Origin of the sequence: Microbacterium sp. HSID17254, from assembly GCF_003989315.1 — a bacterium.
Lineage (GTDB): Bacteria > Actinomycetota > Actinomycetes > Actinomycetales > Microbacteriaceae > Microbacterium.
The window spans coordinates 1-10833 of sequence record NZ_RBLT01000061.1 but is presented as its reverse complement, the minus strand read 5'-3'; the positions used below and the strand labels follow the sequence as shown (position 1 = coordinate 10833).

Genomic DNA, 10833 nt, shown 5'->3' with positions numbered 1-10833 from the left:
CGTCGGCGGCATGTGGTGGCCCTGCGGGGCGACCGGGGCGGAAGCGGCCGGAGCGCCCGTCACAGGGGTGCCGTCGGCGGCCGGAGACGGCGCGCTCGGCGCGGCCTCGGGGGTCTGAGGGGTCTGGGGGGTGTGTCCGGCCGACACGGCGTCGTCCGACGCCGGTGCCGGGCGGTCCTGCGGGTTGTCCTGGTTCATGGTGTGCTCCTTCAACGCCCCTCCAGGATGCCCCGCATCCCTGTGCGTTCCTTATGCCCAGCGTGAGTTTCCGCTATGGCCTTAGCCTGTTCTTCATGAGTGTCATCCCCGGCGCATGGCGTCGCACGGCGGCCGGTGCCGGTCTGCTCGACGCGGACGGAACCGTCGCGCCCACCATCTTCGCAGAGATGTCCGCCGCGGCGGTCAGAACCGGAGCCATCAACCTGGGGCAGGGCTTCCCGGACGAGGACGGCCCGGAGGCGGTGCTCGACGCCGCTCGCGCCGCGATCGCCGGCGGAGTCAACCAGTACCCGCCGGGACGCGGGTTCCCCGACCTCCTGACGGCCATCGCCGAGCACCAGCGGCGGTTCTACGGCCTCGAGGTGGACCCGGGTACCGAGGTCATCGTGACCGCCGGCGCCACCGAGGCCCTCACCGCGACCCTGCTCGCCCTCATCGACGGGCCGGAGGACGAGGTCGTCGTCTTCGAGCCCTACTACGACTCGTACGCCGCGGCGGTGGCGCTCGCCGGCGCCCGGCTCCGGACGGTGCCCCTGCGGGCGCCCGGGTTCCAGCCCGACCTGGATCAGCTGGCGGAGGCCGTCACGGACCGCACCAGGATCATCCTCGTCAACGACCCGCACAACCCCACCGGAGCCGTCTTCGACGAGGAGGTGCGCCGCGAGGTGGTGCGCCTGGCCGCGCGGCACGACGCCGTGATCGTCACCGACGAGGTGTACGAGCACCTCACCTTCGACGCCCCGCACGTCCCGATCGCCACCCTCCCCGGTGCCGCGGAGCGGACGCTCACCATCTCGTCTGCGGGGAAGACCTTCTCGACCACGGGGTGGAAGATCGGCTGGGTGCACGGCCCCGCCGCACTCATCACGGCCGTCCTGACCGTCAAGCAGTACCTCACCTACGTCAACGGCGCCCCGTTCCAGCCCGCCGTCGCCGTCGGGCTCCGCCTCGACGACGCGTTCTTCACCGACGCGGCCGCCGTGCTCGCCCGCAAGCACGCGACCCTCGGCGACGGTCTCCGCGCCGCCGGCTTCACGGTCCACGCACCGCAGGGCGGCTACTTCACGGTGGCCGATGCGACGGCGCTCGGCGGCGCCGATGCGGCAGCCTTCTGCCGCGCGCTCCCGGACCGGGCCGGCGTCGTCGCGATCCCGCTCACCGCCTTCGTGTCCCCCGCGCAGCGCTCGGCGTACGCGGGGCTCGTGCGTTTCGCGGCGTGCAAGCGCATCGATGTCCTCGAGGAGGCGGCGGCGCGCCTCGCCGGCCTGAACACGTGAGCGGGGCCGGTCAGCGCGGCACCACAGCGTAGCGGCGGGCCCGCAGCGAGGGATTGGTCGCACGGACGCGGGCGATCGCCGCGCCGTCGACCACGCCGAGGGCCACTCCGGGCTCGGAGCCGATGCCGGCGCGGACGACGCCCTGCGGGTCGACGATGCGCGAGTGGCCCACGCCGATCGGCGCCGGGTGGTCGGCGGCGATCACGAACACCGTGTTCTCGATGGCCCGCGCGGCGAGCAGGGTGGTCCAGTGCTGCTCCTTGAGCGGTCCCCGCACCCACTCCGCGGGCACCACGAGCGCATCGGCACCGGCGACCGCGAGAAGCCGCGACAGCTCGGGGAACCGCAGGTCGTAGCAGGTCATCAGCCCGAAGCGCAGTCCGCCGACCTCGAACACCGCGGGCTCGCCGATCTCCCCCGGCTCCACCCAGTCCGACTCGGTCTGCCCGAACGCGTCGTAGAGGTGCTGCTTGCGGTAGACCGCGAGGATGCCGTCGCCGCGCACGGCGACGACGCTGTTGCGCACGCGCCCCTCGTCCGAGGCCTTCTCCGTGACGCCCGCGACGATCACGACGGCGAGCTCCGCGGCCAGACCGATCAGTCCGGTCACGAACTCGCCGTCGAGACCCTCCGCATTCGCCGCGAGGCGTTCGTCCATCGGATCGACGAAGTAGCTCGAGTACTCGGGGAACACGATCAGCTTCGCCCCGAGTCTCGCGGCCTCCGTCGCCAGCTCCGCGATCCGTTCCCGGTTGGCCTCGCGGGAATCCGTGGGGGCGAACTGGCACACGGCGACGGGCACGGCGGTGTTCTCAGACATGACGCCATCCTCTCGCACCGTCTGCCGCCGCGCTCGATTCGACGGCTCTCCGGATCCGTGATAAGTTATCTCTTGTGCCGCGGGGTGGAGCAGTTCGGTAGCTCGCCGGGCTCATAACCCGGAGGTCGCAGGTTCAAATCCTGTCCCCGCAACAAATGAAAGGCCCTCTGGCCGGGAGAAATCCCAGGCCGGAGGGCCTTTCGCATGTGGCGGGAGCCGAGCTCTGCGAGTATCGAGGGGTGAGCCGACCGGTCGTCATCGATGCGCGCGTCGTCGCCGACCTCGTCGCGGAGCAGTTCCCCCGCTGGGCGCACCTTCCCGTCCGCGCCGTGGCGCGTCAGGGGTGGGACAACAGGACGTTCCGTCTCGGTGACGAGTTGTCGGTGCGACTTCCTCGTGCCGAGGCCTACGCCGCGGCCGTGCCGAAGGAGAGCGGAGCGCTCGAGTTCCTCGACGGAAGGCTTCCCGTCGCCGTTCCCTCCGTCGTGGCGCTGGGGGCGCCAGGCCCGGGCTACCCGTTTCCGTGGTCGATCCGCCGGTGGCTCGACGGCGACACCGTCGAGCGCGCCGCGCCGCTCGATCGCGTTCGGCTCGCCGTCGATCTCGGGACCGTTCTCCGGACCGTGAGAGCCCTGCCCGTGGACGCGGGTTGGGCGGCCGGTCGGCACTCGTTCTTCCGCGGTTCGCATCCGAGCGTCTACAGCGATGAGGTCCACGCCGCGCTCCAGCGGCTGGACGGCACCCTGGACGCGGAACGCTGCCGGAGCGTCTGGCTCGACGCGACGAGCAGCGCGTGGGAGTCCTCGCCGGTGTGGTTCCACGGCGACGTCGCCGTCGGCAACCTGCTCGTCAGCGACGGCCGCCTGTCGGCGATGATCGACTTCGGCACCTGCGGCGTCGGCGATCCGGCCTGCGACCTCGTCATGGCATGGACGTACTTCGACGGGGACGCGCGCGATACGTTCCGCGAGGCCGTCGACCTCGATGCCGCGACCTGGCGACGGGCTCGCGGATGGGCACTCTGGAAGGCCCTGGTGACTCTCTCCGACGGGTCAGGGCCGGGCGGCGATGACAGCCGACGCGTGCTCCACGAGGTGCTGACCAGCCCGCTCTAGGCCTCCGGTCAGCGGACGACGGCGGTGGGCGCCACGAGCGCCGCGAGCACCTCGTGACTGATGGAGCCGAGCAGGAAGCGGGCGACCGCCCCCCGTCCGTGCGAGCCGACCACGGCGAGGCTCGCGGTGGCGGCGGCGCGGTTGATGATCTCGGACGGGTATCCGCGTTCGACCCGGGGCTGGATCTCGAGATCCGGATAGGTCGAGCGCAATCCGCCGAGTGCGACGGCGAGAGTCTCCTCGGACAGCTCCTGCATGGAGGAGAGGTACTGCTCGGGGTACGCCCTCGCTCCGCGCGGGAGCGGGACGGGGGTCCATACCGTCACCGCGACGAGGGGCTCGCCGAGACGGTCGGCTTCGGCAGCGGCGAAGGCGACGGCAGCTTCCGAGATCGGAGACCCGTCCACCCCGACGACGACACCGCGACGGTCGCTTGTCTCGATGTCGGGGATCACCACGACGGGGCAGGAGGAGTCGGCGACGATGCGCAGCCCGTGAGCCCCGCGCCGCGGGCTGTCCGCGTCATCCGGACGGAAGTCGCTCCCGATCACGAGGAGGTTCGCTCCCGCGGTGGTCGAGACGAGCTGACGGACAGGGTCGCCGCGGAGCACGACGATGTCGACGTCCAGCCCCTGGGCCTTCAGCGTCTCCGCGTGCTCCTCCAGCAGACTCCGCGCCGCCGCGATCGCAGCGTCGACCACAGGGCCCTCGCCGACGGCGCCGACCGCTCCCCCGACGACGCTCGCGAGGAGCAGCGAGGCCTTCCGCGACCGGGCGCGGTGCGCGGCCCATTCCAGTGCTCGTCGTCCCGCCGACGTGTCCACCACTCCCACAACGATGCGCTCAGCCACGGCACCCTCCCTGTTCCCCTCCACCCTCCCACGCCACCCCCTCCCCGCGCGACGGTCCGTCCCGGACAAAACCCTCCGCCGGCTCAGGCACTCGCGCCCGTTCAGGCTTCCTGCCCGGAGGGCGCCTGACCTCGCGCGCCCGCCTGCTGCCGCGAGAACGCCTGTCGCGGCGCGCCGCGCGCGCAACCAGGCACCCGCGCGGAATCAGGCTCGCGTGCAGGCTGTCGCCTGATCTCGCGCGAGCGCCTGGTGCGGCGGACCGGCTTCCGGCGCACCGCGAGTTCCGGGAATGCGAAAGGGCACCCCGCGAGGGGTGCCCTTTCGTGTGCGTGGGAGCATCACTCTCCCGCGGCGGCCTCCAGCTCCAGGAGCTTCTCGACGGCCGCGGTGAGGCGCTTGTCCGCCTCGCCGAACTTCTCCAGGTCGCCCTCGGCGAGAGCCGCCTGGCGGTCGAGCAGCGCCTGCTGCGCCTTCGCCAGGGCATCGGCTTGCTCGTCCGTCGGCGTCGGCGTGGTCGGCGTCTCGCCGGTGTCGGGATCGGTCGTGCCCGGATCGGTGGGTTCGACCTCGTCGTCACCACCGGTCGCGCCGGAGTCGCCGCCGAACAGCGTGTCCAGCGCCTCGGTGAGCGTGTTCTCGAAGGCCACCCGGTCACCGAAGGCGACGAGCACCTTCTGCAGACGCGGCAGCTGCGTCCCCTCGGACGACTGCACGTAGACCGGCTGGACGTAGAGCAGACCGCCACCGACGGGCAGGGTCAGCAGGTTGCCGTAGATGACCTCGGACTCCCCCTGCTGGAGCAAGTTGAGCTGCGGGACCACCGCGGTGTCGGAGTTGTAGGTGTTCTGCACCTGACCGGGACCGGGCACCGTGGTGTCGGTGTCGATCTCGAGCATGCGCAGCTGCCCGTACCCCTCGGCCTTCACGCCCTTCTCGGCGCCGGCATCCGAGTCGACGGCGAGGTAGCCCATCAGCACGTCACGGCTTCCACCCGCGCCCTGGGAGGCCGGGATGAACGTGGAGAACATCGAGAACCGCGGTTCGTCCTGACCCGGCATCTGCATGGTCAGGTAGTACGGCGGCTGCAGCATCGCGTCGCTGCGCGGGTCGTTCGGCGTCTGCCAGCGGTTGTCCTGCTGGGCGAACGAGCCGGCCTTGTCGACGTGGTAGATGCCGAGGATGTCGCGCTGCACCTTGAACAGATCGGTCGGGTACCGGACGTGGCTCATGAGCTCGCCGGACATCTCGCTGATCGGCTTGAGGGTGGACGGGTAGACCTTCTGCCAGGTCTTCAGGACCGGGTCCTCCTCGTCCCAGGCGTACAGCGTGACCGAGCCGTCGTAGGCGTCGACCGTGGCCTTGACCGAGTTGCGGATGTAGTTGATGTCGTCGATCGCGAGCGACGGCGTCGGCACGTTCGAGTCGGCGATCGCGTCGGACAGGCTCACGCTCGTCGAGTACGGGTAGGTCGAGCTCGTCGTGTAGCCGTCCACGATCCAGACGATGCGGCCGTCCACGACGCTCGGGTACGGGTCGCTGTCGAGCTCGAGGTACGGCGCGACCTTCTGCACGCGGGTCTTCGGGTCGCGGTCGTAGAGGATCTGGGAGTCCTCGTTGACGAGGTTCGAGAACAGGATCTGCTCCGACTGGAACTTGAGCGCGTAGAGCAGCTTGGTGAAGCTGTCGCCGATCTTCGGCCCGCCGTTCCCGGAGAACGTCGTCTTCGTCTCGCTCGAGCCGTCCTTGCCCCGCGGGTAGTCGATCTCGACCGGGTCGGCCCCCTCGGGGGCGCCCACGATGGAGTACTCCGGGGAGTTCTCGCCGAAGTAGACCCGCGGCTCGAAGTCGCCCTGCTCGGACAGGAAGCCCGAGGTCGGGATGCCGCGCTCGAGGAAGACGGGCTCGCCGTCGGTCGTGCGCTGGTTGCCCGCCGCGGCGACGAGGCCGTAGCCGTGCGTGTAGACCGCGACGCGGTTGTTCCAGTTGTCGCCGTCGCCGAGGCCCGACATGTCGAGGTCACGGACGGAGACGACGGTGTCCTGCTTCACGCCGTCGATCTCGTAGCGGTCGACGTCCATGGTCGTCTGGAACTGGTAGTAGCCGCGGTACTGCTCGAGCTGACGGACCGTCGGCGGGATGACCTTCGGGTCCATGATGCGGATCGACGCGGTGGTCTCGGCGTCGGCGCGGAGCTGCCCCGCCTCGGCGTCGGTCTCGGCCTCGAAGGCCGTGGTCTCCAGGTCGGCGACGCCGTAGGCCTCCTTCGTGCCGTCGATGTTCCGCTGGTAGTACTCGGCCTGGTAGGCGTTCTGGTTCGGCTTGACCTGGAAGGTGGTGACCACCCACGGGTAGCCGATGCCGATGACGAGCGAGGCCACGATCAGCAGCGCGGTCGCCGCGAGCGGGAAGCGCCAGCGGCCGATGACGGCCGTGACGAAGAAGAGGATGGCGACGACGGCGGCGATGATCGCGAGGATGCCGAGGCCGGGGATGGTCGCGTTGGCGCCGGTGTAGGCGGCACCCGTGATGCGGTCGTCCGGCTCGACGAGGGTCTTGTAGCGATCCAGCCACAGGCTCGCCGCCTGCACGAGCAGGTAGAGACCCGCGATGACCGCGAGCTGGATGCGGGCCGGCTTGGAGATGCGCAGCTCGCCCTGGCCGACGCGCACCGAGCCGTAGAGGTAGGACACGAGTGCGGTGACGAGGAGGCTGAGCAGCAGGACCGCCGAGACGAACGCGAGGAGGATCGAGTAGAACGGCATCGCGAACATGTAGAAGCCCGTGTCGACCTTGAACTGCGGGTCGACCTCACCGGTGGCGACGCCGTTGGCCCACAGCCACACGGTCTTCCAGTTGCCCGCTGCCGCGAAGCCCGCGAAGAGGCCGAAGAAGATGGGCATGCCCCACATCGCCAGGCGCCGCAGCGGCTCGATGACCTCCTGGTAGCGGTCGAGCTGCGAGCTCAGCCGGACGTAGACCGGGCGGAGCCGGTACGCGAGCTGGATGACGACGAACAGCGGCACGGCCATGCCGAGGAAGCCGACGACGAACATCACCGCCGTCGCGATCCACTGCGTGGTGAGCACGCCGGTGAACCCGACCTGGTCGAACCAGAGGAATTCGGTGTAGAGCGACGCGAAGACGAAGAACGCCGCGATGAGCGCGGCGATGATCACCAGGGAGATTCCGAGGATGCGTCGGGAGGTTCGAGGCGTGGCCGGGGGCTGGGCTGGGGTCGAGGTCACCCCTCCATCCTAGGCACCGCTCGCTGTGGGCGGGCTGTCACACCGGTCACGGCGGGGTCACGACCCGCGCCGGTTCAGGTGGCCGGGATGTCGCAGGTCGGCAACGCGTCGACGTCGCCGTCCTCGGCGATGACCTCCAGCGCCGCGAGCGATTCGTCGAGGGTCGCGGTGCGGATGACCTGCAGGCCGTCCGGCACGTGCCCCACGACCTCGTCGCAGTTCGCCTCCGGGGCGAGGAAGTAGTCCGCACCGGCGTCGCGGGCGCCGTAGAGCTTCTGGCGGATGCCTCCGATCGGCCCGACGGTCCCCTCGGCGTCGATCGTCCCCGTACCCGCGACCTCCTTGCCGCCGTTCAGCTCGCCCGGCGTCAGGGTGTCGATGATCCCGAGAGCGAACATCATCCCCGCGCTGGGGCCGCCGACGTTGTCGAGCTGGATCGTGACGTCGACCTCGAAGTCGTAGTCCGTGCGCAGCGTGATGCCGATCAGCCACGTCGTCGTGCCGTCCTGGGTCTGCTCCTCTGGCGTGATCTCCACGGTCTGCTCGTCGCCGTCGCGGCGCACCGTGAGCGCGACCGGATCGCCGCCCGCCTCCTGGATGGCCTCGCGCAGCGCGGTGGCCGAGGTCACGGGCGTGCCGTCGATCGCGGTGATCACGTCGTCCGCCTGGAGCAGACCGTCGGCCGGCGACCCTTCGACCGCATCGACCACGACGACCTCGGCTCCCGTGTCGTAGCCGAGCTCGTTCAGCGCGGCGGCCGTCGCCTCGTGCTGCGAGTCGACCATGAGCATCGCGTTGCGCTCGTCCCGCTGCTCGGTGGTGACGCCCTCGGGGAAGACCGCGTCCAGCGGCACGACGGCCCGCGACGCGTCCATCCAGGCGAGGGCGAGCTCGAACCAGCTCGGCGTGCGCTCCCGGTTGCCGACGACCTGGACGGTGGTGAGGTCGAGCGTTCCGCCCGTCTCGTAGGTCTCCGTCCCCTCCACGCTGATGAGCGGGACCTGCTCGCCGTCCGCGTTCTTCGCGGTGCCGAGGGTGTCGTACACCGGACCGGGGCGCTGGATGACGTACGGCGAGGGCAGGAACGTGAGGACGGCGAGCGCCGCGAGCGCGACCACCAGCGCCCAGACCCCGAGTCCGAGCTTCCCTGCGCGCGGTCGTTCCACAGCAATCCTCCGTCGTTCGCGAGCGGCGTACAGCGATCTGCCCGCTTCGGGGTCGCGCACTGAAACCTGTGACTAGCGTAGATGCCACGGCTTCAGACGTGCTGAGAGGGCGAGCGACATGGCAGACAACGAACCGAACCCGGAGGACTTCCAGGAGTTCCTGCGACGGATGCTCTCGAACCAGGGCGGCGGCGACATCGACCCCGAGGCGCTGCGCGGCGCCTTCCAGGGGATGGACGGCTTCACGTTCGACCCGGCGATGATGCAGACGATCATGGCGCAGCTCCAGGGTGCCTTCGGCGGCGATCCGTGGGAGAACTCGCTCCGGCAGGCCCTCCACATCGCCAACCGTGAGGGCCAGGGCATCGCCGACGGCTCACGATCCTCCCTCGCGGACTCCTTCGCTCTCGCGAACCTGTGGCTGGGCGAGGTGACCACCATCTCCGAACTCGCCGCTCCCCCGGTGGCGATGACCCGCGGCGAGTGGGTCGAGAAGACGCTGCCGGTGTGGAAGGAGATCGCCGGCCCCGTCTCGACGAGCATCGCCGACGCCCTGACGGCCGCGCTCGACACCCAGGTCCCCGAGGAGATGCGCGGTGTCGTGCAGGGTGCGGGACGCCTGATGCGGGGCCTGGGCGGCTCCGTCTTCGCCGCCCAATTCGGGCAGGTGCTCGGCAACCTCTCGCTCGAGGTCGTCTCCGGCGGCGACGTGGGCATCCCCGTGCTGCCGGCGGGCACGGCCGCCGTGATCCCGCAGAACCTCACGGCTTTCGGTGAGGGGCTCGAGATCCCCGAGGACCAGATCGCGCTCTACATCGCCACCCGCGAGCTCGCCTACGCCCGCCTGTACCGTCACGCCAAGTGGCTGCATCTGCACGTGATGGCGCAGATCACCGATTTCGCCCGCGGCGTGACGGTGGACGTCGACGCCCTGGAGGACGTGGCGAGCCGCCTCGATCCCTCGAACCCCGAGGAGCTGCGCGCGGCGATCGAGGGCGGCGCCCTCCTGCCCACGCAGACCGAGGCGCAGCGCGAGGCCCTCGCCCGCCTGGAGAACCTCATCGCGACCATCGACGGCTGGGTCGACGTGGTCACGGCGGAGGCCACCACCCGGCTGCCCGACGGCGGCAGGATCGCCGAGGCGGCCCGCCGCCGTCGCGCGGTCGGCGGCCCGGCGGAGGACGCCCTCGGCGCGCTCGTCGGGCTCAAGCTCCGCCCGCGGCGCATCCGCGAGGCATCGGCCATGTGGCGCGCGGTCACGGATGCCGTCGGCGTCGCCGCCCGGGATTCCCTGTGGGACTACCCCGACCTCATGCCCACCGCCGAGGACATCGACGACCCGACGGCGCTGATCGCACGTCTGCAGGCCGCCGAGCGCGGGGAGCAGCCCGAGGCGGACGAGTTCGACGAGGCGCTCGCGCGCCTGCTGGACGGCGACGACTTCTCCGGGGAGACGCCGGCCGAGGGCAGCGGCGAGGACGGCGACGACGACGCTCCGGAGGGCGAGCGCCCGGTCTGAGCCCGGGTCATCGAGGGCGGCTGGGCACTCTCCCTCCCCGACCGGGCAGAGCCCGCCGATTTCTCCACCGATCCCTCGAACCGGTCTGCGGCGTCGCGCGGCTCCGCAGAATCGAGGGGTGCCGCTCACCCCGACGACCCTGACCCGTCTCGATCCCGCGTTCCCGCTGCTCTGGCGCGATGGGACGACCCTCCAGATCGGCGACGACCCCGGCATCCGGGTCCCGGCCTCCGCACCGTGGGTCGAACGGCTCCTCAGCCGCATGCGCCGAGGATTCCGGCGCAGCGCGTTCGACGTCATCGCGCACCGCGCGGGTGCACCGTGGTCCGAGGCGCGACGGCTGCTGGCCGTCGTCGAACCCGCGCTGCAGGACGAGCCCTCTCCGCCGCGCGCCGCCCGCGTCTCCGCGCTCGGCCTCACCGACACGCGCGCGGAGGGGCGGCTGTGCGAGACGCTCGAGGACGAGGGCGTGCCGCTCGCGACGGCCGAGGAGCGGGGGTCGACGGCGGTCGCCGTCGTCCTCGTCCCCGGCGCGGCGGCCGCCGTGCAGTTCGCCCCGATGCTGCGCGCCGACCACCCGCACCTGCCCGTCGCGGTCGAGCCCGCGCGCATCACCGTGGA

The 10833-nt window shown here is 71.1% G+C and carries 8 protein-coding genes, 1 tRNA gene and 1 pseudogene; 5 read left to right on the top strand and 5 right to left on the bottom strand.

The window, feature by feature from the left end:
- On the bottom strand, positions 1-198 hold a 198-nt coding region (locus D8M34_RS17085), incomplete at its 3' end, for a hypothetical protein (protein WP_446723739.1).
- Positions 199-293: 95 nt separating this feature from the next.
- Between D8M34_RS17085 and D8M34_RS17080 the strand changes: the two genes are divergently transcribed.
- Entirely contained in the window at positions 294-1496 is a 1203-nt protein-coding gene (locus D8M34_RS17080; RefSeq protein ID WP_126894612.1) for an aminotransferase class I/II-fold pyridoxal phosphate-dependent enzyme, read from the top strand.
- A gap of 10 nt (positions 1497-1506) precedes the next feature.
- Here the strand turns inward: D8M34_RS17080 and D8M34_RS17075 are convergent, their stop codons facing one another.
- On the bottom strand, positions 1507-2316 hold the full coding sequence (locus D8M34_RS17075; RefSeq protein WP_126894611.1) for a carbon-nitrogen hydrolase family protein: 810 nt from the start codon (positions 2314-2316) through the stop codon (positions 1507-1509).
- A 78-nt stretch (positions 2317-2394) separates the two neighbouring features.
- Between D8M34_RS17075 and D8M34_RS17070 the strand changes: the two genes are divergently transcribed.
- Positions 2395-2468: transfer RNA gene (locus D8M34_RS17070), tRNA-Met, on the top strand.
- Positions 2469-2555: 87 nt separating this feature from the next.
- The gene (locus D8M34_RS17065; protein WP_238695699.1) at positions 2556-3431 is read left to right on the top strand and encodes an aminoglycoside phosphotransferase family protein; all 876 of its coding nucleotides are present in this window, start codon (positions 2556-2558) and stop codon (positions 3429-3431) included.
- 8 nt (positions 3432-3439) lie between these two features.
- Here the strand turns inward: D8M34_RS17065 and D8M34_RS17060 are convergent, their stop codons facing one another.
- The 3 genes from D8M34_RS17060 to D8M34_RS17050 all read right to left on the bottom strand — a co-directional run bounded on the left by D8M34_RS17060 (position 3440) and on the right by D8M34_RS17050 (position 8693).
- Entirely contained in the window at positions 3440-4282 is an 843-nt protein-coding gene (locus D8M34_RS17060; RefSeq protein WP_126894609.1) for a universal stress protein, read from the bottom strand.
- Between the two features lie 338 nt (positions 4283-4620).
- On the bottom strand, positions 4621-7527 hold the full coding sequence (locus D8M34_RS17055) for a UPF0182 family membrane protein (protein WP_025102983.1): 2907 nt from the start codon (positions 7525-7527) through the stop codon (positions 4621-4623).
- 74 nt (positions 7528-7601) lie between these two features.
- Positions 7602-8693 (bottom strand): YlbL family protein, encoded by a 1092-nt coding sequence (locus tag D8M34_RS17050; protein WP_126894608.1) that lies wholly within the window; start codon positions 8691-8693, stop codon positions 7602-7604.
- A gap of 118 nt (positions 8694-8811) precedes the next feature.
- On the opposite strand from D8M34_RS17050, the gene D8M34_RS17045 reads away from it, so the two are divergent.
- Together D8M34_RS17045 and D8M34_RS17040 are read left to right on the top strand one after the other, a co-directional pair.
- Positions 8812-10212 (top strand): zinc-dependent metalloprotease, encoded by a 1401-nt coding sequence (locus tag D8M34_RS17045; protein WP_025102981.1) that lies wholly within the window; start codon positions 8812-8814, stop codon positions 10210-10212.
- Positions 10213-10330: 118 nt separating this feature from the next.
- Positions 10331-10833: pseudogene (locus D8M34_RS17040) on the top strand (hypothetical protein); the annotation flags it as partial.